The organism is Streptomyces calvus, from assembly GCF_006782915.1.
GTDB classification, from domain to species: domain Bacteria; phylum Actinomycetota; class Actinomycetes; order Streptomycetales; family Streptomycetaceae; genus Streptomyces; species Streptomyces calvus.
The window spans coordinates 13,222-39,269 of sequence record NZ_VCNP01000008.1 but is presented as its reverse complement, the minus strand read 5'-3'; the positions used below and the strand labels follow the sequence as shown (position 1 = coordinate 39,269).

The 26,048-nt window shown below is 72.5% G+C and carries 26 protein-coding genes; 9 read left to right on the top strand and 17 right to left on the bottom strand.

The features are described from left to right. Positions 1-93 precede the first annotated feature (93 nt). Genes FGW31_RS03065 through FGW31_RS03055 form a run of 3 tightly spaced genes read left to right on the top strand, consistent with a single transcriptional unit; the run spans position 94 to position 2,695 of the window. Positions 94-1,524 (top strand): S8/S53 family peptidase, encoded by a 1,431-nt coding sequence (locus tag FGW31_RS03065; RefSeq protein WP_142191750.1) that lies wholly within the window; start codon positions 94-96, stop codon positions 1,522-1,524. 59 nt (positions 1,525-1,583) lie between these two features. Next, a complete protein-coding gene (locus FGW31_RS03060; protein ID WP_142191749.1) occupies positions 1,584-2,159 on the top strand; it encodes an RNA polymerase sigma factor in 576 nt (191 codons plus the stop codon). A gap of 5 nt (positions 2,160-2,164) precedes the next feature. Then, positions 2,165-2,695, top strand: coding sequence for a hypothetical protein (locus tag FGW31_RS03055; protein WP_142191748.1), 531 nt, complete (start codon positions 2,165-2,167; stop codon positions 2,693-2,695). 289 nt (positions 2,696-2,984) lie between these two features. Here FGW31_RS03055 and FGW31_RS03050 read toward each other — a convergent pair whose 3' ends face one another. Beyond that, a complete protein-coding gene (locus tag FGW31_RS03050; RefSeq protein WP_142191747.1) occupies positions 2,985-3,785 on the bottom strand; it encodes an N-formylglutamate amidohydrolase in 801 nt (266 codons plus the stop codon). A gap of 156 nt (positions 3,786-3,941) precedes the next feature. Then, positions 3,942-4,703: an SDR family NAD(P)-dependent oxidoreductase gene (locus FGW31_RS03045; protein ID WP_142191746.1), complete on the bottom strand. Its 762-nt coding sequence runs from the start codon at positions 4,701-4,703 to the stop codon at positions 3,942-3,944. A 239-nt stretch (positions 4,704-4,942) separates the two neighbouring features. Between FGW31_RS03045 and FGW31_RS03040 the strand changes: the two genes are divergently transcribed. From FGW31_RS03040 to FGW31_RS03030, 3 genes are all read left to right on the top strand, one after another. Continuing rightward, entirely contained in the window at positions 4,943-5,569 is a 627-nt protein-coding gene (locus tag FGW31_RS03040; RefSeq protein WP_142191745.1) for a TetR/AcrR family transcriptional regulator, read from the top strand. A 123-nt stretch (positions 5,570-5,692) separates the two neighbouring features. Beyond that, on the top strand, positions 5,693-6,754 hold the full coding sequence (locus FGW31_RS03035) for a right-handed parallel beta-helix repeat-containing protein (protein ID WP_142191744.1): 1,062 nt from the start codon (positions 5,693-5,695) through the stop codon (positions 6,752-6,754). 44 nt (positions 6,755-6,798) lie between these two features. Continuing rightward, positions 6,799-7,827, top strand: coding sequence for a methyltransferase (locus FGW31_RS03030; protein ID WP_142191743.1), 1,029 nt, complete (start codon positions 6,799-6,801; stop codon positions 7,825-7,827). Positions 7,828-7,911: 84 nt separating this feature from the next. On the opposite strand, the gene FGW31_RS03025 is transcribed toward FGW31_RS03030, so the two are convergent. The 7 genes from FGW31_RS03025 to FGW31_RS02995 form a co-directional block, all read right to left on the bottom strand. Further along, positions 7,912-8,247, bottom strand: coding sequence for a TcmI family type II polyketide cyclase (locus FGW31_RS03025; protein ID WP_142191742.1), 336 nt, complete (start codon positions 8,245-8,247; stop codon positions 7,912-7,914). A 29-nt stretch (positions 8,248-8,276) separates the two neighbouring features. Continuing rightward, on the bottom strand, positions 8,277-8,759 hold the full coding sequence (locus FGW31_RS03020; RefSeq protein WP_142191741.1) for an SRPBCC family protein: 483 nt from the start codon (positions 8,757-8,759) through the stop codon (positions 8,277-8,279). A gap of 2 nt (positions 8,760-8,761) precedes the next feature. Continuing rightward, positions 8,762-9,022, bottom strand: a complete 261-nt coding sequence (locus FGW31_RS03015; protein ID WP_142191740.1) for an acyl carrier protein — start codon at positions 9,020-9,022, stop codon at positions 8,762-8,764. A gap of 28 nt (positions 9,023-9,050) precedes the next feature. Beyond that, positions 9,051-10,295, bottom strand: coding sequence for a ketosynthase chain-length factor (locus tag FGW31_RS03010; RefSeq protein WP_142191739.1), 1,245 nt, complete (start codon positions 10,293-10,295; stop codon positions 9,051-9,053). Next, positions 10,292-11,560, bottom strand: coding sequence for a beta-ketoacyl-[acyl-carrier-protein] synthase family protein (locus tag FGW31_RS03005; protein WP_142191738.1), 1,269 nt, complete (start codon positions 11,558-11,560; stop codon positions 10,292-10,294). The genes FGW31_RS03010 and FGW31_RS03005 overlap by 4 nt, the downstream gene beginning before the upstream one ends. After that, a complete protein-coding gene (locus FGW31_RS03000; protein WP_142191737.1) occupies positions 11,557-12,024 on the bottom strand; it encodes a cupin domain-containing protein in 468 nt (155 codons plus the stop codon). Before FGW31_RS03000 ends, FGW31_RS03005 begins: the two co-directional genes overlap by 4 nt. Positions 12,025-12,095: 71 nt before the next feature. Continuing rightward, positions 12,096-13,220, bottom strand: a complete 1,125-nt coding sequence (locus FGW31_RS02995) for a SchA/CurD-like domain-containing protein (protein WP_142191736.1) — start codon at positions 13,218-13,220, stop codon at positions 12,096-12,098. Positions 13,221-13,492: 272 nt separating this feature from the next. Between FGW31_RS02995 and FGW31_RS02990 the strand changes: the two genes are divergently transcribed. After that, the gene (locus FGW31_RS02990; protein WP_142191735.1) at positions 13,493-15,145 is read left to right on the top strand and encodes an FAD-dependent oxidoreductase; all 1,653 of its coding nucleotides are present in this window, start codon (positions 13,493-13,495) and stop codon (positions 15,143-15,145) included. A 34-nt stretch (positions 15,146-15,179) separates the two neighbouring features. Here FGW31_RS02990 and FGW31_RS02985 read toward each other — a convergent pair whose 3' ends face one another. Then, a complete protein-coding gene (locus tag FGW31_RS02985; RefSeq protein WP_142191734.1) occupies positions 15,180-16,148 on the bottom strand; it encodes a hypothetical protein in 969 nt (322 codons plus the stop codon). A 146-nt stretch (positions 16,149-16,294) separates the two neighbouring features. After that, positions 16,295-17,740: a glyceraldehyde-3-phosphate dehydrogenase gene (locus tag FGW31_RS02980; protein ID WP_142191733.1), complete on the bottom strand. Its 1,446-nt coding sequence runs from the start codon at positions 17,738-17,740 to the stop codon at positions 16,295-16,297. 198 nt (positions 17,741-17,938) lie between these two features. Between FGW31_RS02980 and FGW31_RS02975 the strand changes: the two genes are divergently transcribed. Next, a complete protein-coding gene (locus FGW31_RS02975; protein ID WP_142191732.1) occupies positions 17,939-18,343 on the top strand; it encodes an SseB family protein in 405 nt (134 codons plus the stop codon). Between the two features lie 182 nt (positions 18,344-18,525). On the opposite strand, the gene FGW31_RS02970 is transcribed toward FGW31_RS02975, so the two are convergent. The 6 genes from FGW31_RS02970 to FGW31_RS02945 all read right to left on the bottom strand — a co-directional run bounded on the left by FGW31_RS02970 (position 18,526) and on the right by FGW31_RS02945 (position 23,798). Next, positions 18,526-18,915: a MarR family winged helix-turn-helix transcriptional regulator gene (locus FGW31_RS02970; protein WP_142191731.1), complete on the bottom strand. Its 390-nt coding sequence runs from the start codon at positions 18,913-18,915 to the stop codon at positions 18,526-18,528. A gap of 62 nt (positions 18,916-18,977) precedes the next feature. After that, the gene (locus FGW31_RS02965; protein ID WP_142191730.1) at positions 18,978-19,328 is read right to left on the bottom strand and encodes a VOC family protein; all 351 of its coding nucleotides are present in this window, start codon (positions 19,326-19,328) and stop codon (positions 18,978-18,980) included. Positions 19,329-19,631: 303 nt separating this feature from the next. Then, complete coding sequence (locus tag FGW31_RS02960; protein ID WP_142191729.1) at positions 19,632-20,663, bottom strand: LacI family DNA-binding transcriptional regulator; 1,032 nt, start codon at positions 20,661-20,663, stop codon at positions 19,632-19,634. Next, positions 20,660-21,565 carry a carbohydrate ABC transporter permease gene (locus FGW31_RS02955; protein WP_142191728.1) on the bottom strand — a complete coding sequence of 302 codons (906 nt, stop codon included), beginning with the start codon at positions 21,563-21,565 and terminating at the stop codon, positions 20,660-20,662. The genes FGW31_RS02960 and FGW31_RS02955 overlap by 4 nt, the downstream gene beginning before the upstream one ends. After that, positions 21,562-22,482: a carbohydrate ABC transporter permease gene (locus FGW31_RS02950; protein WP_142191727.1), complete on the bottom strand. Its 921-nt coding sequence runs from the start codon at positions 22,480-22,482 to the stop codon at positions 21,562-21,564. Before FGW31_RS02950 ends, FGW31_RS02955 begins: the two co-directional genes overlap by 4 nt. Next, complete coding sequence (locus FGW31_RS02945; RefSeq protein WP_142191726.1) at positions 22,479-23,798, bottom strand: ABC transporter substrate-binding protein; 1,320 nt, start codon at positions 23,796-23,798, stop codon at positions 22,479-22,481. Before FGW31_RS02945 ends, FGW31_RS02950 begins: the two co-directional genes overlap by 4 nt. A 217-nt stretch (positions 23,799-24,015) precedes the next feature. Between FGW31_RS02945 and FGW31_RS02940 the strand changes: the two genes are divergently transcribed. Then, complete coding sequence (locus FGW31_RS02940; RefSeq protein ID WP_142191725.1) at positions 24,016-26,037, top strand: beta-galactosidase; 2,022 nt, start codon at positions 24,016-24,018, stop codon at positions 26,035-26,037. Positions 26,038-26,048: the final 11 nt, after the last annotated feature.

The following is a 26,048-nucleotide window of genomic DNA, read 5'->3' as shown; positions in this document are numbered from 1 at the left end:
CAGGCGCGACGTTGTATCAAACGACCGTCCCGGGGCTCTGTATGGCGACACCTGTGCGGCCCCGGCCGCCGTCGCCCCAGCGGAGGACATGCCATGGCACCACAGCGATTCCGTGAGCAGTTCGCACAGATCCAGCGGTCGATGCCCGACGTGCCCCTGGCGATCGGGCCCGACGAAGCGGGCGAGTTCCTCTACGAGAAGGGCGTCGTCCTCGCCCGCGACGGGGAGGAGGCCCGCGTCGTCGAGGACACGGTGCGCGAGCACTTCACCACGTTCGCCGGGCTCAGCCCGGACCGGGTGCGCCGGGCGGGCCCGGAGACCAACCGCTCCGGCATCACCCGCATCCAGGTCGCCGACCCGTCGGAGGGCGACGGCAGCGGGGACCCGGCTGTCGCGGGCGCGCTGCGCGCGCTGTCGGCGGCCGAGGGCCGCGCCGGACGCCGGCTGGTCAGCCGCAACCACGTGGTGTCCATCGCCGTCAACGCCTGCCCCGGCGACGAGCCGGTGCCCGTACCGCCCGGCGCCCGGCCCAACCCGGCGGCGGCCCGGGCCGTCCACGACCCGGACAGCGCCGTGAGCGTCCTCGTCGTCGACACCGGCCTGATGCACGACCACGCCGCCTACCCGCTGCTCGCCCACACCCGCGGCGACGCCCAGGTGGAGGAGTGCGGCGAGGACGGCGTGCTGAAGCAGTACTGCGGCCACGGCACGTTCATCGCCGGACTCGTCGCCGCCGTGGCCCCCAACACCGACATCACCGTGCGGAACACGCTCAACGACGCGGGTGCCATCCTGGAGTACGAGTTCGGCGACAAGCTCTTCGAGGCCGTCGAACGGGACGGCTGGCCGGACGTCATCAGCCTCTCCGCCGGCACCTCCAACGGGCGCACCGACGGCCTGCTCGGCGTCGACGCCTTCATGCGGGAGCTGCGCGAGCAGCCCACGCTGCTGGTGGCGGCCGCCGGCAACAACGGCAGCGACGCGCACTTCTGGCCCGCCGCCTACGCCGAACTGCCCGACTACGAGAACGCCGTGCTGTCGGTCGGCGCGCTGCGCGCGGACGGCCGGCAGGGCGCCTGCTTCAGCAACCACGGCTCCTGGGTGCGGGCGTACGCCCCCGGCGAGCGCCTCACCAGCGCCCTGACCGGCTTCGGGACGCCCGTGCCGTACGTGTACCAGCACTCCACCTACGACACCTGCCGTTACGGCTTCGGCTACGCCTGCACCTGCCGGCACCCGCGCCACACCGGCGTGCTGAGCGAGGACGACGGCTCCGCCAAGCCGGACCAGGTGATGTTCGAAGGGCTCGCCCAGTGGAGCGGCACCTCGTTCGCCACTCCGGTCGCCGTCGGCATGATCGCCGCGCACATGACGGCGCAGGCGCAGACCGACCCGCGCAAGGCCCGCCGGCAGCTGATGGACGCCACCACCGAGCACGCGGACGTGCGCGGGGCGCGCGTCCCGGCGCTCCTTCCGCCCACGTGGCGCCCCGTGCGGGTCTCGCTCCCCCCGGCCCGGCCATGAGGATCGGAATCGGCCCCTCCGCGGCGTACGATGACGTGCCGTACACGAGGGGTGGGACCGTGGAGCGTAGTGAAGTCGGCGCGTTGGTCCGGTCCGCTGTCGACGGCGACGCGGCGGCCTGGAAGGCGATCGTGGAAGGGCTGGGCCCCCTGGTGTGGTCCGTGGTGCGCGCGCACCGGCTCTCCGACGCCGACGCGCACGAGGTCTACCAGACGGTGTGGTTCCGCTTCGCCCAGCATCTCGGGCGGATCCGGGAACCGGAGAAGACCGGATCGTGGCTTGCCAGCACCGCGCGCCACGAGTGCCTGAAGGTGCACCGCAACGCGCGCCGGCTGATGCTGACGGACGATCCGCAGTTGCTGGACCGGGTCAGTGAGGACGGCGCGCCGGAGCAGTCGCTGCTGGAGGCGGAGGAGGCGGCCGCGCAGAGCGAACGCGTGCGGCGGCTGTGGCAGGAGTTCGAGGAACTGGGCGAGCGGTGCCGACAGTTGCTGCGGGTGCTGATCGCCTCGCCGCCGCCCAGCTATCAGGAGGTGTCCGCCGCGCTCGACATCGCGGTGGGCAGCATCGGGCCGCTGCGCCAGCGCTGTCTGCGCCGACTGCGGGCCCGGCTCGAGGCACGGGGGTCGATGTGAACGGCATGAACGACACGGGCGACACGGGCGACGGCACGGGGTTCGACGGGCCTCCCGGCGACCACGGCGCGGACTTCGGCGACACGGACTTCGACGGCGCCGACTTCGACGACGGGCTGCTGGAGGAGGAGTTGCGGCAGGCGGCCGGTGTCCTTGACCCGCTGCCGTCGGCCCTCCTCCAGATCGCCGTCGACGCCTACGCGCTGCACGACCTCGACGCCCGCGTGGCGGAGCTGACCTTCGACTCGCTGGTCGACGGCATCCCGGTCAGGGGAGCGACGGACGCGCCGCGCATGCTCACCTTCAGCGCCGGCGAGGTCACGCTGGACGTCGAGGTGGGCCCGCAGGGGCTGTTGGGCCAGGTGCTCCCGCCCCAGTCGGCCCGTATCGAGGTGCTCGGCGGGCCGCAGACGGCCGCCACGCTCACCGCCGACGACATGGGGCGCTTCACGGCCGACACGCCGCTGTCCGGGCCGTTCGCGCTGCGCCTGCGCGCCGGCGGGGACGTGGTCGTGACGGAGTGGCTGCGCGCCTGACACCGCCCGACCCGCACGGGCAGCCTCGGTCCGCACGGGCAGCCTCGGTCCGCACCGGCACGGGCCGGTCCGCACCGACCGCACCGGCCCGTGCCCGGTCCGCATCGACCGCGGCGGCCCGGACCCGGCGTCCACCGCGGCACGGCTTCGGCGTCCGCGGTGGCACCGACCGGCCGCCTCCGCAGAAACACGGCGTCCGCCGTGGTACGGACAGGGCGCCGTGGCACGGACCCGGCACCGCCGTGGCCGCCGGGTCCCTGCCGCGTGCATCGCGTCCGGCGGGGCGCAGTCAGCCGGAGACGGCGTCGACCAGCGCGGCGAGTGACGCGGCCAGGCGCCGCAGCCCCGGCCCGGCGGGGCCGCCCGGTTCGGTCATGTAGGTGTCCCGGCGTATCTCGACCATCAGGGCGCTCACCTCGGCCCGCTTGCCGTAGAACTCCAGCGGTACGTACGTCCCGGCGAACGGGCTGTCCAGTCCCGTCCGACCGCACGGCGCGAACGCCTCGCGGGCGGCGGCGAGCAGCTCGGGCGGCGTGTGGAAGGAGTCGGTGCCCAGGCAGACCTCCGGGCGCGGGCCGTCGCCGTGCAGTTCGTAGGGGAGCGGCGCGCTCGGATACGAGTGCACGTCGATGATCACCGCCCGGCCCGTCGCCGCGAGCCGGTCCGCGACCGCTTCCGTCATGGCCCGCGCGTAGGGCCGGAAGTACCGCTCGACCAGCGGCTCCGGGTCGAACCCGTCGGGCCGCAGCACCTTCCGGTGCGTGGTCCGGGTGTAGACGGCGCCCATCCCGACGGCCAGCATCTCCTCCCGCTCGTCGGGGAACCGCTCGGGGTCGACGACGAGCCGGGAGAGCCGGTTCACGAAACGCCACGGCACGACCCCGGCCGCGCGGGCCGCCGCCTCCGCGATCTCGGCGGTGTGCGCGTCGGTGATGTGGTCCAGCTCCCGCTCCAGCTCCGCGCCCTGCGGCACGATGCCGGACCGCACCTGGGCCGGTATCTCCCGCGCGGAGTGCGGCACATGGAGGATCACCGGGGAACCCGGGTCCCCGGGCAACAGTTCGTGGGACGGCGGCGGCACATCGGCCATGCGGTCACTCCAGGCGCTCTCGGCGGTGCGGTGGCACGTTCAAGGTGCCACACGGCACTGACAACGCCCCTCCGGCCGGGCAACACCCCCCGCCTGGGGAACCCCTCCGCCGGGACGGCGGCACCGGTGCGGGTGCCGCCCGGCGCTGTCGCCGTGTCAGACCGCGGACCAGCCGTCGTCCACGGGCAGGATCGCGCCGTTGATGTTGCTCGCGGCCGGGGAGGCGAGGAACACGATCGCCGCCGCCTGCTCCTCCGGCCGGGACACCCGGCCCAGGTTGACGAAGTGCGGGGCGAGGGTGGCGGGCCCGTGCGCGGCGGGGTCGGCGTCCACGGCGATGGCGGTCGCGGTGCCGCCCGGGCAGATGGCGTTGGCCCGGATGCCGTTCTTGCGGTACATCACCGCGAGCGACTTGGTCAGGCCCACCACGCCGTGTTTGGAGGCGGTGTACGCGGCGCCCGCGGCACTGCCGCGCAGGGCGGCCTCGGAGGCGGTGTTCACGACGGCGCCGCCACCGGCGGCCAGCATGTGCGGGAGCACCGCGCGGGTGAGGAGGAACGGCGCGGTCAGGTTGACCCGGATGACCCGTTCCCACTCGGCGTCGCTCACGTCGGCCAGGGCCGTCATGCCGTCCATGATCCCGGCGTTGTTCACCAGGACGTCCACACCGCCGAACCGCTCCACCGCCGTGGCCGTCACCCGGTCCACGACACCCTGGTCGCTCAGGTCGCCGGTGACGGCCACCGCGGTCCCGCCCCGCTGCTCGATCTCCTGAACGACCGCGCCGGCCCGCTCGGCGTCGATGTCCGCCACCAGGACACGGTCACCCTGCGCGGCGAACGCGAGCGCGGCCGCCCGGCCTATGCCCGATCCCGCTCCGGTGACGATCACGCCGCGTCCGTTCAGCCCGCCGGTCATGTGTGCTCCGTCCGTTGTTGCGTTGTCCGCCGTCCGCCGTCCGCCGTCCGCCGTCCGCCGTCTGTGAGGAAGGCGAGGAAGGCGAGGAAGGCGAGGAAGGCGAGGAAGGCGAGGAGTGCCGAGGAAGGTGCGGCGCCGCGAGGCCGTGCCGCATCGGCGCCCAACTTAATGTCTCTGAGTGACAAAAAGTCCCTGGGAGAGAATACGCCCGACAGGGACCACCGGCACCGGAGGGGTGTATGACCGCGGCCCGCGCACGGACGGGACGGCCACCGCTGACCGAGGAACGCAAGGCCGCCGTCCGGTTGCAGATCGCCCGCGCCGCGGTCGGCCTGTTCGTCGCCCAGGGCGTCGCCGCGACCACCGGCGAGCAGATCGGGCAGGCGGTCGGCGTCTCGGCACGCACCGTCTGGCGCTACTTCCCGACCAAGGAGAGCTGCGTACGGCCCCTGCTGACGACCGGCGTCGACACGGTCGCCGCCGCGCTGCGGCGGTGGCGTCCCGGACAGCCCCTCCAGGAGGCCTTCGACCACGTCTGGGAGGCCGAACCCGGGCTGCCCGGACCGGACATCGGCGCCCTGCTGCGGCTGGCCAGGACCGAACCCGGACTGCGCGCCGTCTGGTTGCAGACCCACGACGAGGCGGAACCCGCCTTCGCGAGCGCCCTCGCCGAACGGGCCGGGCTGCCCGCCGACGACGTACGACCGGCCGTACGGGCCGCCATGCTCAACGCCGCACTGCGCGCGGCGGTCGAACACCACGCCTACCGGACGGCCGAGCCGGACGCCGGCCCCGAGGCCGCCCGCGCCGACCTCGCGGCGACGCTGCGCACCGCCCTCGCCGAAGCGGCGGCCGGCCTCACCTGAGACACCCGGCACGACCCGCCCCGCGCCCGGCGGCACCCGCGTGCCGTACCGCGTCCGGGTGGTGCTGCCCGCCTGGGTGATCAGCGGTGGCGGGCCGCAACCCCCGCTCTTAGCTTCGGCTTCATGACCAGACGACACATCGCGTATCTCGCATGCACCACCGCCGTCGTGGCCGCGGGCGTGGGCGCCGCCCCGTCGGCCTCCCAGCAGACCGTGCACCGCGTCCAGCCCGGCCAGTCCATCCAGAAGGCCGTGGACGCCGCGAAACCGGGGGACACCGTCCTCCTCGCGCCCGGCACCTACCGGCAGAGCGTCGACATCACCGCGTCCGGCATCACCCTGCGCGGCACCAGCGCGAAGCTCACCGTGCTGACCCCGCCCGCGAAGGCCGGCGGCAGCGCCTGCGCCAAGGCCGGCAACGGCGTCTGCGTGACCGGCACCGACAAGAGCCCCCTGAAGAACGTCACCGTACGGTCGCTGACGCTGCGGGGCTTCACCGAGAACGGCGTGTGGGCCACCGGCACCGACCGCCTGAAGGTCCGCCACGTCATCGCGGAGAAGAACGGCCAGTGGGGCATCGCCACGGAACGCTCCGTACGCAGCGAGCTCACCCACAACATCACCGAGAACAACGGCGACGCCGGACTGTTCGTCGCCAACACCGTCGACACCGAGGAAGGCGCCCGGGACGCCCGCGACACCGTCATCCGGCACAACAGGACGGCCGGCAACCGGATCGGCGTCACCGTACGGCGGCTGCGCAACCTGACCGTCGACCGCAACGAGGCCACCGCCAACTGCGCCGCCGTCTTCGTCGTCGGCGACGAGTCCAAGCCCCGCGCCGGCGCGCTGAGCGTCACCGGCAACCACGTCCACGCCAACAACAAGTACTGCGCCAAGACGCCGCGGCTGCCCTTCCTGCAGGGCTCGGGCATCGTCCTCACCGGCGCCGAGGACACGCTGGTCGCCCGCAACCACGTGGCCGACAACAAGGGCACGTCCCCGCTGTCCGGCGGCATCGTGCTGTTCAAGAGCCTCGTCGGCACCGCCAACGAGCGCAACGAGGTCCGCGACAACCTGGTGACCGGCAACAGCCCGGCCGACCTGGCCAACCGCGACACCGCCCAGAGCAACACGTTCAGCGGCAACACCTGCACGCTCTCCGAGCCCGCCGGAATGTGCTGAACCCCCGCCCCACCGACGGCACCACAGCAGAAGCGAGGCAACGGATGACCACCGTTGATCCGGCTCCGCCGCCGCCCATGCGGCTGCGCGAGCTCGTATTCGGGGCGGCGTGCGCCGCCGCCGTCCGCGCGGCCGTCCGCCTGGGCGTGGCGGACGCGCTGGACGACACCCCCATGACCGTGGACGACCTGGCCGCGGCGGTGAAGACGCAGCCGCACACCCTGCGGCGGCTGCTGCGCGCCCTGTCCTGCCAGGGCGTGTTCACCGAGCACCCCGACGGCACGTTCGCACACACCGAGATGTCCCGGCTGCTGCGCGAGGACGACCCGCACAGCCTGCGCTACATCGCCCTGTGGTGCACCGAGCCGTGGACCTGGAGCGTGTGGCCGCTGCTCGACGAGGCGGTGCGCTCCGGCCGCAACGTCTTCGAGGACGTGTACGACCGCGAGTTCTTCACCTACCTCAACGAGTCGGCCCCCGAGTCCGCCCACGTCTTCAACCGGGCCATGACGACGTCCAGCGAGCAGTCCGCACGCGACGTGGCGCGTCTGCTCGACCTGGACGACGCCGCCTCGGTCGTGGACATCGGCGGCGGTCAGGGGCACGTCCTGGCCAGCCTCCTGGAGAAGCACACCCACCTGCGCGGCACCCTGCTCGACCTGCCCGGCGTCGTCCAGAACGCCGACCCGCGGCTGCGCGAGGGCGGCGCCCTGGCCGACCGGGTCGACATCGTGGCCCGGGACTGCCGCGACGACGTCCCCGTCCAGGCCGACGTGTACATCATCAAGAACGTCCTGGAGTGGGACGACGACAGCACCCGCCGGGCGCTGGCCAACGTCCGCCGCGCGGCACGGCCCGGAGCCCGGGTCGTCGTCATCGAGAACCTCGTCGACGACACCCCGTCGATGCGGTTCACCACCGCCATGGACCTGCTGCTCCTCCTCAACGTCGGAGGCGCCAAGCACACCCGGCAGAGCATGGTCGACCGCCTCACCGACGCCGGTCTGGCCATCGACGGCATCCGCCCCGTCAACGCCTACCTGCACGCCTTCGAGTGCACCGTACCCGGCTGACCGCCGGCACCACGAAACCCCGGGGCCGCCGCCTCCGCGACTGACGCGGAAGCGGCGGCCCCGGGGTTGTGTCCGGGCGTCGGCTCAGGAACCGGCGCCGCTCTCCCAGCGGTAGAAGCACCGCGCCATGGCGTCCTTCGGGCTGCGCCAGGTCTGCGGGTCGTACGGGCTGACGTACGCCTCCAGCTGCTCGCTGATGCTGCGGAACTCCGGGTGCGCGGCGACCTTCGCGATGGCGGGCGCCGGGTCCTGCTCGGCCTCGATGAGGTGCAGGTACACGTCGTCACCGAACTGGAAGAGGCTGCGCCGGCTGACGCCGACCAGGTGGGGGAGTTCACCGCGGTCGGAGGCGGCGAACACCTCGGCGATGTCCGGCGCCGAACCGGGCTTCATCCGGGCGACGATGAGGGCGTGGTGCATGGGCTGTCCTTTCCTGGACGGACCGGCGTTCAGCGGGAGGACGCGACGGACGTGCGCTCGCTGTCGCGGGCCACCTGCTCGATCCGGTCCCGGATGAGGGCCATCTGAGTGCGGGAGTTGCGGTTGATGTTGTCCGTCATCCACGCGTCGTCGACCGGCGCGTCGGGCTTCATCGCGAAGTCCTGCGTCCAGCGCATCTGCACACCGCCGGGCAGCTCCGTGTACTCCCACAGGATGTCCATGTGGGCGAAGGGGCCGGTCTCGACGCGGCGGGCGCGCACGATCCGCTTCTCGCGGTCCGGGGTGCGCTCCGACACCCAGCTCCACACCTTGCCGTTCTCGTCCGGGTGCATGGTCAGCCGGAACGTCGTCGTGTCACCCTCCCGGGAGAGGATCTCCACGGAGGCGTACTCGCTGAACAGCCGCGGCCAGTTCTCGAGGTCGTTGGTCATCTCCCACACCAGGTCGAGGGGAGCGTCGATGGTGATGCTGTTCTCGGTGTGTCCGGCCACTTTCAGGCTCCAGCCGTGAGGGTGCTGTTGACGAGGTCCAGGAACTCCCGGGGCGTGCGGCACCGCTCGGAGTCGGGCGGGAGCGGCCGGCCGTACCGGTTCTCCAGCTCGCCGACGATGCCGAGCAGACCGAGCGAGTCCAGGCCGAAGGAGTCGAAGGGCGTCTCCGCGGACTCCTTCAGTTCCTGGGGGTCGACGGTGATGCCGGCCGCCTGCTTGATCAGGGCCGCCAGTTCGTCGAAGGTCACTTCGGTGGTGATCATGGGTGACTGCTCCTTTCCCGCCCGGGTCCTACCGGGCGGATTCGTCACCGCGGCGCACGACCAGCGCCGCGTTGGAGCCCATCAGTCCCCTGCTGAGGACGAGGGCGGTGCGCAGCTCGGAGGGACGAGCGCGCGACGTCACCAGGTCGAGGTCGTGGCAGATGTCGGACACGTTGGGCGTGGGCGGCACCTGGTCGTGCTCCATGGCGAGCACGGCGGCCACGGTGTCCAGGACCGGGGCCGCACAGTGGGCCCGGCCGATGCCCGTCTTGGGTGCGGTGACCGGCACCCGGGTGCCGTGCGCGCCCAGGGCGTCGGCGATGGCCAGCGCCTCGGCGCGGTCCGCCTCCGGCACCCCCATCGCGTCGGCGAACACCACGTCGACCTCCTCGGGCGCGCAGCCCGCCTCGTCGAGGGCGCCGCGGATCGCCCGGGCCAGCCCCTCGCGGGACTCCGCCCAGCGGGAGGCACCGGTGAACGTGGCGGAGTGCCCGGCCACGACGGCCCGTACCGGCACCCCGCGACCGCGGGCCCGCGCCTCGTCCTCGACCACCAGCAGGGCGCCGCCCTCGGCCGGCACGAAACCGCAGGCCTTCTCGGTGAACGGGCGGTAGGCACGGTCCGGGTCGTCGACGGTGCTCAGCTCGGGGTAGCCGAGCTGACACACCATCGAGTACGGGGCGAGCGGCGCCTCCGCGGCGCCCACGAGCATGACGTCGGTGCCGCGCGCCACGGCCCGCGCCGCGTGCGCGAGCGAGTCGAGGCCGCCCGCCTCGTCGCTCGCCACCACCCCGCACGGCCCCTTGAAGCCGCCGCGGATGGAGATCTGGCCGGTGCTCGCGGCGTAGAACCAGGCGATGGACTGGTACGGGCCGACGAACTTCGAGCCCCGGCCCCACAGCTTCTGCAGCTCGCGCTGGCCGAACTCGCCGCCCCCGGACCCGGCGGCGGTGACCACGCCGACCGCGAACGGGTCCGCGGGGTCACCGGAGAGCCCGGCGTCGTCCAGGGCGAGGGCGGCCGCGGCCATCGCGAAGTGGCTGAACCGGTCGGTCTGGACCAGGAACCGCTCCTCGATGAGGGACGCCGGGTCGAAGGAGCGGACCTCGCCCGCCACCCGCAGCGGCAGATGGCCGCAGCCCTCGCGGCTGATCAGGTCCAGCACGCCGAGGCCCTCGGCGACGGACTTCCAGTAGGCGTCGGACCCCAGTCCGTTGGGCGCTACGACACCGATGCCGGTGACCGCCGCACGCCGGGGGCGCTGAGTGCTCATCGTGTCCTCCCGCCCGGCCCGGACAGCAGTACCGCGGACTGGAAGCCGCCGAATCCGCTGCCGACGGAGAGCACGTGGTTCAGCTTCCGCGGGCGGGCGGTGCGCGGCACGTAGTCCAGGTCGCACTCCGGGTCGGGGGTCTCGTAGTTCGCCGTCGGCGGGACGACCTGGTGCTTCAGCGCGAGGACGCAGGCCACCACCTCGATCGCGCCGATCGCGCCCAGCGAGTGGCCCACCATGGACTTGATGGAGCTCATGGGCGTGTCGTGGGCGTGGGCGCCCAGGGACCGCTTCACGGCGGCCGTCTCGTGCCGGTCGTTCTGCCGGGTTCCGGAGCCGTGCGCGTTGACGTAGTCGATCAGCGTGGGGTCGATCCGGGCCTGGTCGAGCGTGGTGTCGATCGCCCGGGCCATCTCCAGTCCCTCGCTGGTCAGACCGGTCATGTGGTAGGCGTTGCCGTAGGTGGCGTAGCCGCTGATCTCGCAGAGGATCTCCGCGCCGCGGGCCCGGGCGTGCTCGTACTCCTCCAGGACGAGCGCCGCCGCGCCCTCGCCCATGACGAAGCCGTCGCGGCGGGCGTCGAACGGCCGGGAGGCGTGCTCGGGGTCGTCGTTGTTGGGCGAGGTCGCCTTGATGGCGTCGAAGCAGGCCATCGTGATCGGTGAGATCGGCGAGTCCGACGCCCCGGCGACACAGACGTCGGCCCGGCCCTCGGCGACGGTGTGGAAGGCGTAGCCGACGGCGTCGAGGCCGGAGGTGCAGCCGGTGGAGACCGTCTGCACCGGGCCGCGGGCGCCGAACCGTTCGGCCACCACGGAGGCGAGCGTGCTCGGCTGGAACGCCGTGTGCAGCTGCGGCTCGGCCTTCTCGTGGTCCACGTCCCAGCGCTTGCCGCCCTCGCTGACCAGCACGTAGTCGTGCTCCAGCCGGGTGGTGCCGCCGACCGCGCTGCCCAGGCACACGCCGGTGCGCCACGGGTCCTCGGCCGCGCTGTCCAGACCGGAGTGGCGGACCGCCTCCCCGGCCGCGACGACCGCGAACTGGATGTAGCGGTCCGCGTGTTGGCACAGTTCGGCGTCGAGGCCGTGCGCGTACGGGTCGAAGTCGCACTCGGCGGCTATCCGCGAGCGCAGCCCCGCCGGGTCGAACAGGGAGATGCCCCGGGTCGCGGTGCGGCCGGCCGCGAGGAGGTCCCAGAACGCCGGGACGCCGATGCCGCCGGGAGCGACCACACCTATACCGGTGACGGCCACTCGCCGGGTCATTTTATGGCCTCACTGGGCTCGGCCGGCCGGCCGCCTCCGGGCCCCCCGACCGTCAACTGCGGCCCGGCACCGGCCCCTTCGGTCTCCTCGGTGTCGACGTGACCGAGGCTCGGGTGCGGGGCGAGCGGACCCAGGTGGAAGACCATGCGGGCCTCCTGGTCGCCGACGTTGCGGAAGCGGTGCCGCATGTCGACCGGGATCATCAGACCCTGGTCGGCGCGGAGCGCGAACGGCTCGCCGTCCAGGTCCACTTCGAGCGCGCCGCTGACGACGTACACGAACTCCTCGGAGTACGGGTGGTAGTGCTCGCCGATGCGCTCACCGGGCTGGATGATGGCCAGGCCCATGAATCCGCTGGTCGAGCCGACGGTGGCCGGGGTGAGCAGGGTCCTGAGGTCCCCTCCGCGCCGCCGGTTGGGTTCCGTCTCGCTGAGGTCCACGATGCGTGGGTGCTGCTGGGACATGGGTTGTTACCTCCGGGTGGGCCGGTGACGTCCAGGGCGGGCACCGCCGGGGACGCCACCGGGGTCGGGCGTCAGGAATCCGCCGCGCTGCGGTCGGTGACGTGCAGCATGTCGGCGTGCGCCAGCAGCCGGTTGAGGTTGCGCTCGGAGTCCAGGGCGCCCTCGACGCCGATGGCGGCGCCGTCCAGGAGACGCTCCAGCTCCGCGGCCTTGCCCGGGCCCTTGATGCCGAGGGCGGCGAGCGGGTCCAGGTCGAGCTCGCCGGTGACGTCGACGAGACGCACCACGATGTCGTCCCGCTGGAACACGGTGCTCGCGTGCACCGGGCTGTCCGGGTCGTCCGCCGCGGCCTCGTCCTGCTGCGCGAGGAACCGGGCCAGGTCGATGCCGCGGCCCCGCACGGCCGGGTAGTACAGGGCGTGCCGCCGCAGTCCGGCGGGTTCCGGCCGGCCGGCCGCCACATGGTGCACGGCCGGGAGCGCGGCCCGGGTGAAGAACACCCGCGCGGAGTCGGGGTCGGTGAGGTCCCGGTCCTGCTCCAGGTAGGGGTTGATGGCCTCCTCGACGGCGCGCACCTCGGGCTGACGGGCGACGTGGCGCAGCGCGGCCAGCAGGTCGCCCTCCACCTCCACGGCCCGCACGACACGGTTGCCGTGCATGAACAGGGAGGTGCGGCGCAGCCGCGTGGTGTCGTCGACCTGCGCCTTCGGCGACTGGTAGCCGGCCAGGAGCTCCGCCACCTTGGACTCCGAGCCCGGCTTGACGGTGAAGGTGAGGGCGTGGCGCGCCACACCGTCGCCGACGCGGACCGCCGACTGGAGCCCGGCCGTGGCGGCCTCGGACGTGAGCGGCCGGTCGGGGCGGGTCTCGCGGATGATGCTGTACCGCATCGACCGGGTGTCCCGGACGCAGCTGTGCATCGGCCGCACGGTCTCGACGTGCTCCTCGCTGTTCACCCAGGCGAGGAAGGGCGGGGCGCTCTCCCACTCGCTGGTGATGAGCCACTGCGAGGGGTTCTCGATCGACTGGCAGAGCTGGTCACTGATGTGACCGGGGACGGACGCGACCTTGTTGCGCATGTGCTCGTAGGCGTCGAGGAACTGCTCCTGGGCTCCTTCGTACAGGTCGAGCAGCAGGATCACCCGCAGCCTCGAGCCGTCGAAAGCGGACTGCGATATGCGTCCCGACGTGGTCATCCGGCGCACCTCTCCTCTTCTCCGCGGGACCTCGTCACGAGGCCCCGTCCGGAAGCCGTTCACGGAAGGTCAGGAAACGACCGCCGTGTCCCAAGGGCCGGGGTCGCCATGTGTCGATGGTCGACGCCGTCCCCGGTGCGCGCGAGCGACGCGGGGCACCTGGGTGAACCGCGCGCCATCCGGGTGCCTCCGGGACGCGGAACGGCCCGCACCGGGCATGGAATGGGCGTCCCGTTCCTCAACCCGTCGCGGGCCACGCTGGAGGCGCTGCAATGAACCGATCGGACACGGCCGACGAGGCGGAGCACCGCACGCCCGTCCTCATCGTCGGCGGCTCGCTGGTGGGTCTGTCCATGTCCCTGTTCCTGGGGCGGCTCGGTGTGCCGCACACGTTGGTGGAACGCCACGCGGGCACCTCGATCCACCCGCGCGGGCGAGGCAACAACGTGCGCACCATGGAACTGTTCCGCACCGCCGGCGTCGAGCGGCGCATCGTGGAGGCCGCGTCGGTGCTGGCGGACAACCACGGCATCCTGCAGACGCCGACCCTGGTGGGCGATGCCGGCGAGTGGCTGTTCCGGGAGATCGACCCGGGCGGCGGGCTCGGCCGGTTCAGCCCCGCCGCCTGGTGCCTGTGCAGCCAGAACGACCTGGAGCCGGTGCTGCTGAACAGCGCCCGGGAGCTGGGCGGCGACCTGCGGTACGGGACCGAGATGATGTCGTTCGACCAGGACCCCGACGGAGTGACCGCCCTGGTCAAGAGCCGCGAGACGGGCGAGCACACCACCGTCCGCGCGGACTACCTGGTCGCCGCGGACGGTCCGCGCAGCCCTGTGCGCGAACGGCTCGGCATCGGGCAGAACGGCCCCGGCGACCTGTTCCACAACGTCAGCGTCACCTTCACCTCCCGCGACCTGGCCGAGGTCGTCGGCGAGCGGAGGTTCATCGTCTGCTATCTGACCACGCCCGGCGCCGACGGCGCCCTGCTGCCGGTCGACAACCGGGAGCGCTGGGTGTTCCACGCCCCCTGGCACCCCGAACACGGCGAAACCCTGGAGGAGTTCACCGACGAGCGGTGCGCCGCCCACATCCGGCGGGCCGTCGGGGTGCCCGGTCTCGACGTGACGATCACCGGCCGGGCCGCCTGGCACGCCGCCGAGCGGGTCGCCGAACGGTACGCCGACGGACGGGTGTTCCTCGCCGGCGACTCCGCCCACGAGATGTCGCCCACCGGGGCGTTCGGCTCCAACACCGGCATCCAGGACGCCCACAACCTGGCGTGGAAGCTGGCCGCCGTGCTGGGCGGCTGGGCCGGCCCCGGGCTGCTCGGCTCGTACGACGCCGAACGCCGGCCGGTCGCGGAGGCGACCAGCGCCCGCGCCTCCTCCCGCTCGGTGGAGCACAGCCATCCCGGGTACACGCCGGCGGCCGGTGCCGCCGGGCCCGCGGGCCGCAGGGGCGGCATCCTGAACGTGGCGCTCGGCTACCGCTACCCGGGCGGCGCGGTGCTGGGCACGGACCCCGCGGCGCCGGTCGTCCCCGACACGCTCGCGCTGGGCGGCGAGCCCGGCAGCCGGGCCCCGCACCTGTGGCTGGACCGGGCCGGCACCCGGATCTCCACGCTCGACCTGTACGAGCGGTCACCGGTGCTGCTGAGTTCCGAGGGCGGCGTCTGGCAGGCGGCGGCCGCCGAGGTGGCGGCGGAGCTGTCGGTACCGCTGGAGGCGTACCGCGTCGGTGACGGGTCCGGCGCGGACCTGAGGCCGCTGGACGGTGCCGACTGGGCCCGCGCCCACGGCGTCGGCGCGGGCGGCGCGGTGCTGGTCCGCCCGGACGGTTTCGTCGCCTGGCGCAGCGAGGACGCCCCGCCCGACCCGGCGGCGGCCCTGCGGGAGGCGCTCGCGACCGTCCTGGCCCTGGACTGACCCGCACGGGTGAGGGCCGGGCGCGGCGGGCCGCTCACATGCCGCCGATGCCGCCCTGGCGGCCCCGTTCCGCCTTGGCCAGGTGCTGCTCGTACCGCTGGACGGCGGGGCCGTCGACATCCCACGGCCAGGGCGTGACGACGCCCTGCAGCGCCTCGAACACGGGGTGCGCGTCGGCGGCCCGTCCGGCGGCGCACAGCGCGTACGCCAGCACGTTCAGGTCGGCCTGAGCCGCCGCGTGCTGGAAGAAGCCGGGCTTCGCCCACAGCGCGGCCGCCTGGTCCAGGGCCGCCGCGATCTGCCCGCCGCCCCACAGCTGTCCGGCCGTCATGGCCCGTACACCGCCCTGCGCCAGCAGTCCCTGGTACTGCTCGACGGCCGCGGTCAGCTCCACGGCCGCGCACGGCGCGTTGGCCGGGATCCGGCTGCGCACCGCGTCGACGAAGTCGAGGACGAGGGCCCTCGACCCGCCCTCCTCCGGCGAGAGGTACGCGAGCATCTGCAGATACGCCTCACGGTGCCAGCTGTCGCGTCCGGTGGCCTCCCGCCACAGCGCGTTGACCTCGTTCTGGCGGTACCGCTCGATCCGCGCCACACCGATCAGCGCCACCCAGGGCAGCGGGTCGTCGGGTCTCAGTCCGGCGGCCCGGTGGCAGTGGGCGACCAGCTCCCCGGCGTCCTCCAGGTGTCCGTCCCGCAGGCCGCGCGCCAGTCCGGTCCAGGAGTGGAGCACCAGCGCGTCCGCGTTCTCCGGCTCGCGGTCCAGCCAGGCCGTCGCGATCCCGGAGTCCACCGTCGCCTCGGCCAGCACGGACAGCCGGTGGCCGCGGCGGTCCCAGTCGTCCCCGGTCCCCTCCAGCAGGGAGGCCACGAGCGTCACGTCGGCGGCCTTGCCGCTCCCGTTCCGCTTGCTCAACCGGCCCAGCACGCGGGCCAGCTCGGCGTCGTCGAGGGCCGGCTCGATACGGGGGCGTCTGCCGGAACGGCTGCTGAAGAGGGGCATGCAGGAAGATTAGGAACTTCACGGGCCACGACAACCCGTGCGGGACGATCGTTACCGATCTGCCCCTTACCCGCGGGGCGCACGCAGACCGGGGCGGGGCCGGACAACTCGCCGACCCCGCCCCGGTTCCGTTTGCTGACGACCGGTCAGACCGCCGGGGCCGGGAACGTCGGGTACTCGACACCGGAGACGTACTGGACGACCCGGACCACCTGGCAGGAGTAGCCGAACTCGTTGTCGTACCAGAGGTAGAGGATCGCGTTGTCGCCCTCGACCTTCAGGGCGCCGGCGTCGACGATCGAGGCGTGGCGCGAGCCGATGAAGTCGCTGGAGACCGCGTCGGGGGCGCTGATGAAGTCGATCTGCCGCTTCAGCGGCGACGTCAGCGACACGTTGCGCAGGTAGTCGAGGACCTCCTGGCGGTCGGTGGCGCGGGCCAGCTGGAGGTTGAGGATGGCGATCGACACGTCCGGCACGGGTACGCGGATCGAACTGCCGGTGATGGTCGCGTCGAGGCCGGGCAGCGCCTTGGCGACGGCCGAGGCGGCACCGGTCTCGGTGATGACCATGTTGAGCGGCGCCGAACGGCCGCGCCGCTCCGACTTGTGGTAATTGTCCAGCAGGTTCTGGTCGTTGGTGAACGAGTGGACGGTCTCCACGTGGCCGCGCAGCACCCCGTACTCGTCGGCCATCGCCTTCAGCGGCGGCACGATCGCGTTGGTGGTGCAGGACGCGCAGGACAGGATCCGCTCGTCCGGCTTGAGCGTGTCGTGGTTGACGCCGTGCACGATGTTCGGCACGTCGCCCTTGCCGGGCGCGGTCAGCACCACCTTGTCGATACCGGGGCGCAGGTGCTGCGAGAGGCCCTCGCGGTCGCGCCACTTGCCGGTGTTGTCGATCAGGATGGCGTTCTTGATGCCGTACGCCGTGTAGTCGATCTCCGTCGGGTCGCCCGCGTAGATCACCTTGATGGTGTTGCCGTTGGCGACGATCGTGCTGTTCGCCTCGTCGACGGTGATGGTGCCCTGGAACTGGCCGTGCACGGAGTCGCGGCGCAGCAGCGAGGCCCGCTTGACGATGTCCTGCTCGCCGCCGCGGCGGACCACGATCGCGCGCAGCCTGAGGCCGTTGCCGGAACCGGACTTCTCGATCAGCAGCCGCGCCAGGAGCCGGCCGATGCGGCCGAAGCCGTACAGGACGACGTCGCGCGGCTCACGGCGGTCGATCTTGTGGGCGCCGGTGGCGCCGGCGACGGCCTCGGCGGTGAACTCCTCGACGGACATGCCCCGGTCGTCGGCGCGGTGGGCCTCGGCGAGCAGGCCGATGTCGATCTGGGACGGGCCCAGGTCGAGCGTGGTGAGCGCCTGGAGGAAGGGCAGCGTCTCGGTGACCGAGAGCTCCTCGCCGGCGATCTGCCGGGCGAAGCGGTGGGTCTTGAGGATGCTGACCACCGACTTGTTCACCAAGGAGCGGCTGTGCAGCAGGACGGTGACGTCCCGCTCGCGGTGCAGCTTCCCGATGATCGGGATCATCGACTCCGCGATCTCCTCGCGGTGCTTCCAGTTGGTGAACGAGTCTTCGTTGACAGTCACAGGTCCATCTTTCGAGCTAGAGGGTGCTCATATGATAGCCACGGGGTTCGCGGGGGTCCGAGGGGGTGGTTGGTGAGGGTGCGGGCGCCCGCGGTCCGCAGGGTTGCGCCCCGTGCGTTCGGGTACGCGTGCAGCACCGTGCCCGGGGCGGATCACGTCCCGGTTGAGCCGCACGACCGCCGCTACCAGGGAACTGTCATGGAAACACCCGCGCACGAGAACAACGCCCCCACGCCCGCCCAGCGGGCTCTGGACGTCCTGTCGGAGAACACCGAGGACGCGGCGGCGCTCGACGCCCTCGCCGAGAGCGACGTGCTGATCCCGGTGCCGGACGACGCGGGCGACGAGGAGGCCGCCGACCCGGGAGCGGTGGCGCTGCCGGTGCTGGAGCAGCCGGGCGGCACCCAGGTGGTGCCCGTGTTCACCTCCGAACTGGAGATGGCCGGACTGCTGCCCTTCGTGTCCCGCTACCGTCTGGTCCCGCTCGGCGCGCTCGCCGCCCAGTGGCCGGCCGACGACCTGTCGCTCACCATCGACGGCAGCTCCGAGCACCGTCTGACGCTCACCTCGGAAGGGGTACGCACGCTGCTGGCCCGGCCGTAGGGCCGCTCACCCGGATCGGCCCGTACGGCCGCGAGGCGCGGTGCCTCCGGCCGAAGCGAACAGGGTCCGGTACGCGCGCACGAGCGTGCCGGGCCGTGACCCCGCGATGAACGAGCGACGAGCCCGAGGCGCAATCCGGCCCGGCGGGGCTGAGTGCGGCCGTACCTTCGTCGCCGGGCGGGCTACTCGCCCAGTGCGCGGGCCAGCGCGGCGCGCTGCACCGGCAGGGTCTCGGCGTGCAGGTCACGGCCCCTGCACGTGAGCGTCACATACACGCCGCGCCGGTCCTCCAGGCACATGCTGCGCTCGACCAGGCCGTCCTTCTCCAGCCGGGCGATGAGGCGGGACAGGGCGCTCTGGCTCAGATGGACGCGGCCCGCCAGGTTCTGCACCCTGCACTGCTCGCCCTCCCGCGGTGCCCCGGCCGCCAGCAGGTCGAGCACCTCGAAGTCCGAGGCGCCCAGCCCGTACGGGTGCAGCGCGCGGTCGATCTCGCCCAGGGTCCGGGCGTGCACCGCGAGGATGTCCCGCCACCGTTGTTCGAGCCGCGCGTCGGCCGTCTCCACTGCCATACTCGAACGGTAACACTGGTTCGATGTTCAATGAACGCCTGGTGAGCGGCCGTTCCAGCAGGTCACGCGGGTGCGTCCTGAACCAGACCGACGACGTTCCCGTCCTGGTCCCGCACCGAGGCGATCAGCGTGCCGCCGCCGACGTCCTGCGCGTCCTGCACCGGCGTCGCCCCGGCCGCCACCAGCTCCGCGAGCGCCCCCCGGAGGTCGCCGACGTTCCAGTACGGCACCGGTCCGGTCATGCCCTTGGCGTGACCGTGCGGGTCGAGGCCGATCTCGTGGCCACCGGCCCGGAATCCCACGTAGTACGGCTCGTCCGCGTACGGCTCGACGCCCAGCAGGGTGCGGAACAGCTCCTTCGCCGGGCCGAGGTCCTTGACGGGGTAGACGATCGTCTTCAGGCCGTCGGTCATCACGTACTCCTCCTCGCAGCGGCCCGGCGCCCGTGCGCGCCGGTTCCTCCACGCTAGGGCCTGTCGTTTGGATCATGTCGGTTTCGCGGGGCGTGGTACGCACATCTGCAGCGTTGTCGTCGGTTGTCGACGCTCCGCGTCGCCGCCCTCCTCCGCCTTGCAGCTGCACGCACCACGCCCCGCTCGGGTGGGCTGAGAAGCGCTGCGTCTCCCAGCCGACCTGATCCAAACGACAGACCCTAGGCCGGGGGAGGGGCGTACGGCTTTTCCGATCCTGACCGCCTGCGCCGTCCGGGGCGGGCCTCAGGCCGAGGCCCGCTTCACCAGTTCCGTCGGCAGGATCACCGCCGCCGGGTCGTCGCCGCCGATCTGCGCGAGCAGCACCCGCACCATCTCGCTGCTGATGCGGTCCCAGGGCTGGCGGATGGTGGTGAGCTCCGGGCGGGCGGCGACGGCGGCGGGCGAGTCGTCGAATCCGCCGACCGCCACGTCCTCCGGCACCCGCCGCCCCGCCCGGTGCAGCGCCGTCAGCACACCCTGCGCCATCAGGTCGGAGGCGACGAAAACGGCGTCCACGTCGGGCGCACGCGCCAGCAGCCGTTCGGCGCCCGCCTCACCGCTGGCCCGGCTGTAGTCGCCGGAGACGACCAGCCGCTCGTCGGCCTCGACACCCGCCTCGGCGAGCACCTCCCGGTACCCGGCGAGCCGCTCCACCCCGCCCGGGGTGTCCAGTGGGCCGGTCACCACGCCGATCCGCCGCCGGCCCAGCGCCAGCAGGTGCCGCACCATGTCGCGGGCGCCGTCCCGGTCGTCGGCGGCCACGTAACTCACCTTCGACCCCAGCCCGATCGGCTTGCCGCACGCGACGAGCGGCACACCCGCCGCGCGCAGTTCCTCGGCCACCGGGTCACCGGAGTGGCTGGAGACCAGCAGCACCCCGTCGACGTGCCCGGCGGTGATGTACCGCGTGATGCGCCGCCGTTCGTCGTCCGTGCCGGCCAGCATCAGCAGCAGCGGGATGTCGTGCGCGGCCAGGGCCTGGGTGCAGCCGCGCAGCAGGACGTTGAAGTTCGGGTCCTCGAAGAACCGCTCCTGCGGCTCCGTGAGCAGGAACCCCACCGAGTCCGAACGGCCGGTGATCAGCGAGCGGGCGTGCCGGTTGACGACGTAGCCCGTCTTGCGGATGGCCGCGTCGACCGCCTGCGCGGCGGCCGGACTGACGTAGTGGCCGCCGTTGAGCACCCGTGAGACCGTGCCGCGCGAGACTCCGGCCTCGCGCGCCACGTCGTGGATCGTCGGCGGCTTGCGCCTGCCCCCCGTGCTGCTCATGGTCATGACTTTACGGCCCCGGACAGCAGATCCAGACTCCAGAACCGCTGGACCACCAGGAACAGCGCCACCAGCGGCAGCACCGCGAGGAACGCACCCGTGATCACCAGCGTGTACAGCGCCGGAGTGTTGGCGCCCTGTTCGAGCAGCGTGTGCAGACCGAGGGTGATCGGGAACTTCTCGTCGTCGCTGAGCATGATGTACGGCAGCAGGAAGTTGTTCCAGACCGCCACGAACTGGAACAGGAACACCGTCACCAGGCCGGGCAGCATCATCGGCAGCGCGACCCGGGTGAAGATCCGCCACTCGCCCGCGCCGTCCATCCGGGCGGCCTCCACCACGTCGGCGGGCACCGCCGCCGTGGCGTAGATCCGCGCCAGGTAGACGCCGTAGGGGGAGAGGATCTGCGGGAGCAGCACCGACAGGTGGGAGTCGGTGAGGCCGGCCTGCGCGAGGAGCAGGTACTGCGGGACGGCGAGGATCACCGGCGGCATCAGCACGCCCGCGAGCAGCACGTTGAACAGCGCCTCGCGGCCCCGGAAGCGGTAGACCGCCAGCGCGTGGCCGCTGATCGCCGACACGCACGTCGACAGCAGCGCGCCGAGCCCGGCGTAGAGCGCGGAGTTGCCCATCCACCGCCAGTAGACGCCGTCGCGGTAGGCGGCGAGGTCGGCGAGGTTGCCGGCGAAACCGGTGCCCGGCCAGAAGGTGAAGGTGGAGAACAGTTCGGAGCCGGACTTGGTGGACGCGATCACCACCCAGGCCACCGGCAGCAGGCAGTACACCGCGCCGAGCAGCAGGGTCAGGGTCGGCAGCGGCGCGATCCGGCGGCGTCGCGCCGGACGCCGGACGGTGCCGCCGGCGGTGCCGGCGGTGGGCTCGGTCCCGGGTACGGCCAGGGAGCTCATCGGGCGGTCTCCTGCCTGTCGCGTCGGTTCACGGCCCGCAGGAACCCGAAGGACAGCACCAGGGTGGCGAGCGCGATGAGGGTCGCCTGGGCGGCGGCCGCGTGGATGTCACCGTTGCCGAAGGCGTCCTGGTACACCTTCATCAGCGGACTCCAGGTGGTGGAGACGGAGTTGGTGAGCGGTTTGAGGGTGGTCGGTTCGCTGAACACCTGGAGCGTGGCGATGACCGAGAAGAAGAAGGTCAGCACCAGCGACGGCGCCACCATCGGGATCTTGATCCGGAGCGCGATCTGCAGCGGGGTGGCCCCGTCCAGCTTCGCCGCCTCGTACACCTCGGCCGGGACGGCCCTGAGCGCCGTGTAGATGACGATCATGTTGAAGCCGGTGCCGCCCCAGACCGCGATGTTCGCCAGGGCCAGGTACAGCGGGCCGCCGTCCAGCAGGTCCGGCTGCGGCAGGCCCAGCGCGTCCAGCACGTAGTACAGGGGGCTGACGTCCGGCAGGTAGAGGAAGCCCCACAGCAGGGCGGCCACCACGCCGGGAATGGCGTACGGCAGGAAGATCGCGAGCCGGGTGAACGGGGCGAGCCGCACCCTCTCGGAGTCCAGCATCAGCGCGAACAGCAGCGCGAGCCCCAGCATCACCGGCACCACGATGCAGCCGTAGCCGAGCACGCGCAGCGCACCGTGCAGGAGTTCGCTGTCGGACAGGGCGCCGGTGTAGTTCTCCAGTCCGGCCCAGACCTCCTCGCGGGCGCCCGAGCCGAGGCCCAGCCCCGACACCCGCACCTTGCGGAGGCTGAGCCAGAGGGCGTAGCCGATGGGCAGCGCGAAGAACAGGACGAAGAGCGCCGTCGCGGGGACGAGGAAGAGGTACGGGGCCCGCCCGGCCCGCCCGCGGTGTGCCGGGGACTTCACTCGGCGACTCCGAAGCCCTGCTTCTTCAGGTCGGCGACCGTGACCCGCTGCATGGTGTCCAGGGCGGCGGTGAAGTCCGACTTGTTCTTCGCGGCGGCGCCGAAGGCGTCCTTGAAGGACGTGTAGGCGACGTTCACGTTCGGCCCCCAGGCGGAGGGCGCGGTGGTCTCCGCTATCTCGGCGGCCTTCCGGTAGAAGTCGGGCTGGTTCGTGAAGTACGCCGGCGGCTCGGTGAACGCGCCGCTGAGCTGGGCGGAGGTGGAGGCCGGGTAGATGCCGCCGTCCTTCGCCAGCGCGTTCAGCGCCGTCCGGTCGGTGTTCAGCCAGACGGCGAACTTCGTGGCGGCGTCCTTGTGCGCGGAGTCGGTGGTGACGGCGGTGGAGGAGCCGCCCCAGCTGCCGGTGCGCTTGTCGCCGTCGTTCCACTGGGGCAGCGGGGCCATGGCCCACTTGCCCTTGGTGTCGGGCGCGGCGGTGGTCAGGGTGCCAGGCGCCCACACGGCGCTCACCCACGCGATCTGCTTGCCGGTGTTGAGCGCCTTGTTCCAGGCCGGGGTGTACATCGGCTGGTTGTCGATGGCGCCCTCCTTCACCAGGCCGCCCCAGAACTCGGCGACCTTCCTGGTCGCGTCGTCGTTGATGCCGACCTTCCACCGGTCGCCGGAGGTGGTCCACCAGCGGGCGCCGGCCTGCTGGGCGAGGCCCGCGAACAGGCCGGAGTCGTTGGCGGAGAAGGTGGTCAGGTCCTTGTCGGGTGCCGCCTTCTTCAGCTTGCGCGCCGTCTCGGCGAACTCGTCCCAGGTGGTGGGGACGGTCAGGTCGTACTGCTCGAACAGGTCGGCGCGGTAGTAGAACATCATCGGTCCGATGTCCTGCGGGATCGCGTAGACGGCGTCCGTGCCGAGCGTGGTCTGCTGCCAGACGCCCTCGGCGAACCTGTCCTTCGCGGCGCCCGCGCCGTCGCCGATGTCGGCGAGCGCGTCGTTACTGACCAGCGTGGGCAGCGCCTGGTACTCGGCCTGCACCAGGTCGGGTGCCTGGCCGGCCTTGTGCGCGGTGAGGATCTTGGTGACCAGGGTGTCGCCGGACGCCTGCTTCTTCACCGTGACGGTGATCTGCTCCTTCTTGCCCGGCCCCTCGTTCCAGAGGTCGACGACCTTGTCCATGCCGGGGGCCCAGGTCCAGTACGTCAGTGAGACCGGGCCCGACCCGGCCTCGCCGTCGTCGGACGACGAGCCGCAGGCGGCGAGTGCGGTGGCGCCGAGCGCGACCGCGACGGCGGAACTCACGAGGCGACGGCGCTTCGTGTACGGCATGGATCTCTCCCCTGACCTGGGCCTCCGCCGGGCGCGAAGACCTGCTGTCCATCGATCTGTCCCATCGATGCGCGACTCGCGCCGCGTCTGTGAGCGTTCACAGTAGAGAAACATCCCGGACACTTGTCAATGCTTGATGCTGTGCGCTTATGTTGGCTTCGCTCGCCCCTCTGGGTGTGTGTACGTTCACAATTGATCGACTAGATCGGGAGTATCGATGCCGGAGACCACCCCCAAGGGCCTTGCCGGGCTCGCCTTCGGCGGGGACTACAACCCCGAGCAGTGGCCGGAACGCGTCTGGGACGAGGACGTCCGGCTGATGCGGGAGGCCGGCGTCACGATGGTGAGCGTCGGGATCTTCTCCTGGGCCCTGCTGGAACCCGCGCCCGGCACCTACGACTTCGGCTGGCTCGACCGCAACCTGGACCTGCTGCACGCGAACGGCGTCCGCGTCGACCTCGGCACGCCCACCGTGGTGCCGCCCGCCTGGTTCTACCGCGCCCACCCCGAGGCCCTGCCCGTCACGGCCGACGGCGTACGGCTGGAGTTCGGCTCGCGCGGAGCCATCTGCCACAGCAACGCCGACTACCGTGCCGCCGCCGCGAACATCACCACCCGGCTCGCCGAGCGCTACGCCGACCACCCGGCGCTCGCGATGTGGCACGTCCACAACGAGTACGGCGTCCCCGTCTCCGCCTGCTACTGCGACTCCTGCGCCGCGCACTTCCGCCGCTGGCTGGCCCGCGAGTACGGCACCGTGGAGGCCGTCAACGAGGCCTGGGGGACCGCGTTCTGGGGGCAGCGCTACTCCTGTCTGGAGGAGATCAACCCGCCGCGCCGGGCCGCCACCGTCGGCAACCCGGCCCAGGCGCTGGACTACCGGCGCTTCGCCGACGCCACCATGCGCGAGAACTTCACCGCCGAGCGGGACATCCTGCACCGCCTCTCACCCGGCGTCCCGGTGACCACCAACTTCATGACCGCCCTCAGCCAGTGCGACTCCGTCGACTACTGGGCCTGGGGCCGCGAGACCGACCTCGTCACCAACGACCACTACCTGATCACCGACGGCCGCCGCACCCACGTCAACCTGGCGATGGCCGCCGACCTGACCCGCTCCGTCGCCGGCGGCGCGCCCTGGCTGCTCCTCGAACACTCCACCTCGGGCGTCAACTGGCAGCCCCGCAACCCGGCCAAGACCCCCGGCCAGATGGCCCGCAACTCCCTCGCGCACGTGGCCCGCGGTTCCGAGGGCGCGATGTTCTTCCAGTGGCGCCAGTCCCGGCGCGGCGCCGAGAAGTTCCACTCCGCGATGGTGCCGCACGGCGGAACCGACACCCGCGTCTGGCGCGAGGTGACCGAACTGGGCGCGGCCGTCGAGGCGTTGGCACCGGTTGGCGGCACCCGCACCGAGGCCGACGTGGCCGTGCTGTGGGACTGGCAGTCCTGGTGGGCGCAGAACCTCGACTGGCGCCCCAGCGAGGACCACGACGCCCGCGAACGCGCCGACGCCTACTACGAGGCCCTCTACGACCACCACCTCACCGTCGACTTCGCCCACCCCGAAGCCGACCTGTCGGACCATCCCCTGGTCGTCGTACCGGCTCTCTACCTGATGACGGAGGCGGCCGGCCGCAACCTCCGGGAGTACGTCGAGAACGGCGGCACCCTCGTCGTGTCGTACTTCTCCGGCATCGTCGACGAGCACGACGCCGTGCACGAGGGCCCCCACCCGGGCGCCCTGCGCGACGTGCTCGGCCTGACCGTCGAGGAGTTCTCCCCGCTCCTGCCGGGCGAACGGGTGCGCCTTTCCGGCCCCGGCGGCGCCGGGCTCGACGCCGACGTGTGGACGGAGTTCGTGGTGCCGCGCGGCGCCGAGACCGTGTGGACGTACGCCGACGGACCGGCCGCGGGCCGCCCGGCCGTCACCCGCCACCGCCTCGGCCGCGGCACCGCCTGGTACGTCTCCACCCGGCCGGGCGCCGAGGGCCTCGCCGCCCTGCTCGGCCAGGCCGTCGAGGACGCCGGGATCACCCCGCGCGCCGATCTGCCCCGCGACGTCGAAGTGGTGCGCCGCACGGGCGAGTCGGGCACCTTCCTGTTCGTGATCAACCACACCGCCGCCGACACCGAGGTGCCGCTGGACACCCCCGGCACCGAACTGCTGACCGGTGAGCGGGCCGCGGGCCGCCTCGCGGTCCCGGCCGGAGCCGTCCGGGTCGTACGACTCGACGGCTGAGCCGCGACTCC

What these genes read in the sequence shown, in the direction of transcription:
- FGW31_RS03065 (WP_142191750.1), top strand. Translation starts at nt 94, where the DNA reads ATGGCACCACAGCGATTCCGTGAGCAGTTCGCACAGATCCAGCGGTCG.
- FGW31_RS03055 (WP_142191748.1), top strand. Translation starts at nt 2,165, where the DNA reads ATGAACGACACGGGCGACACGGGCGACGGCACGGGGTTCGACGGGCCT.
- FGW31_RS03050 (WP_142191747.1), bottom strand. Translation starts at nt 3,785, where the DNA reads ATGGCCGATGTGCCGCCGCCGTCCCACGAACTGTTGCCCGGGGACCCG.
- FGW31_RS03045 (WP_142191746.1), bottom strand. Translation starts at nt 4,703, where the DNA reads ATGACCGGCGGGCTGAACGGACGCGGCGTGATCGTCACCGGAGCGGGA.
- FGW31_RS03040 (WP_142191745.1), top strand. Translation starts at nt 4,943, where the DNA reads ATGACCGCGGCCCGCGCACGGACGGGACGGCCACCGCTGACCGAGGAA.
- FGW31_RS03035 (WP_142191744.1), top strand. Translation starts at nt 5,693, where the DNA reads ATGACCAGACGACACATCGCGTATCTCGCATGCACCACCGCCGTCGTG.
- FGW31_RS03030 (WP_142191743.1), top strand. Translation starts at nt 6,799, where the DNA reads ATGACCACCGTTGATCCGGCTCCGCCGCCGCCCATGCGGCTGCGCGAG.
- FGW31_RS03025 (WP_142191742.1), bottom strand. Translation starts at nt 8,247, where the DNA reads ATGCACCACGCCCTCATCGTCGCCCGGATGAAGCCCGGTTCGGCGCCG.
- FGW31_RS03015 (WP_142191740.1), bottom strand. Translation starts at nt 9,022, where the DNA reads ATGATCACCACCGAAGTGACCTTCGACGAACTGGCGGCCCTGATCAAG.
- FGW31_RS03010 (WP_142191739.1), bottom strand. Translation starts at nt 10,295, where the DNA reads ATGAGCACTCAGCGCCCCCGGCGTGCGGCGGTCACCGGCATCGGTGTC.
- FGW31_RS03005 (WP_142191738.1), bottom strand. Translation starts at nt 11,560, where the DNA reads ATGACCCGGCGAGTGGCCGTCACCGGTATAGGTGTGGTCGCTCCCGGC.
- FGW31_RS03000 (WP_142191737.1), bottom strand. Translation starts at nt 12,024, where the DNA reads ATGTCCCAGCAGCACCCACGCATCGTGGACCTCAGCGAGACGGAACCC.
- FGW31_RS02995 (WP_142191736.1), bottom strand. Translation starts at nt 13,220, where the DNA reads ATGACCACGTCGGGACGCATATCGCAGTCCGCTTTCGACGGCTCGAGG.
- FGW31_RS02990 (WP_142191735.1), top strand. Translation starts at nt 13,493, where the DNA reads ATGAACCGATCGGACACGGCCGACGAGGCGGAGCACCGCACGCCCGTC.
- FGW31_RS02985 (WP_142191734.1), bottom strand. Translation starts at nt 16,148, where the DNA reads ATGCCCCTCTTCAGCAGCCGTTCCGGCAGACGCCCCCGTATCGAGCCG.
- FGW31_RS02975 (WP_142191732.1), top strand. Translation starts at nt 17,939, where the DNA reads ATGGAAACACCCGCGCACGAGAACAACGCCCCCACGCCCGCCCAGCGG.
- FGW31_RS02970 (WP_142191731.1), bottom strand. Translation starts at nt 18,915, where the DNA reads ATGGCAGTGGAGACGGCCGACGCGCGGCTCGAACAACGGTGGCGGGAC.
- FGW31_RS02965 (WP_142191730.1), bottom strand. Translation starts at nt 19,328, where the DNA reads ATGACCGACGGCCTGAAGACGATCGTCTACCCCGTCAAGGACCTCGGC.
- FGW31_RS02960 (WP_142191729.1), bottom strand. Translation starts at nt 20,663, where the DNA reads ATGACCATGAGCAGCACGGGGGGCAGGCGCAAGCCGCCGACGATCCAC.
- FGW31_RS02955 (WP_142191728.1), bottom strand. Translation starts at nt 21,565, where the DNA reads ATGAGCTCCCTGGCCGTACCCGGGACCGAGCCCACCGCCGGCACCGCC.
- FGW31_RS02945 (WP_142191726.1), bottom strand. Translation starts at nt 23,798, where the DNA reads ATGCCGTACACGAAGCGCCGTCGCCTCGTGAGTTCCGCCGTCGCGGTC.
- FGW31_RS02940 (WP_142191725.1), top strand. Translation starts at nt 24,016, where the DNA reads ATGCCGGAGACCACCCCCAAGGGCCTTGCCGGGCTCGCCTTCGGCGGG.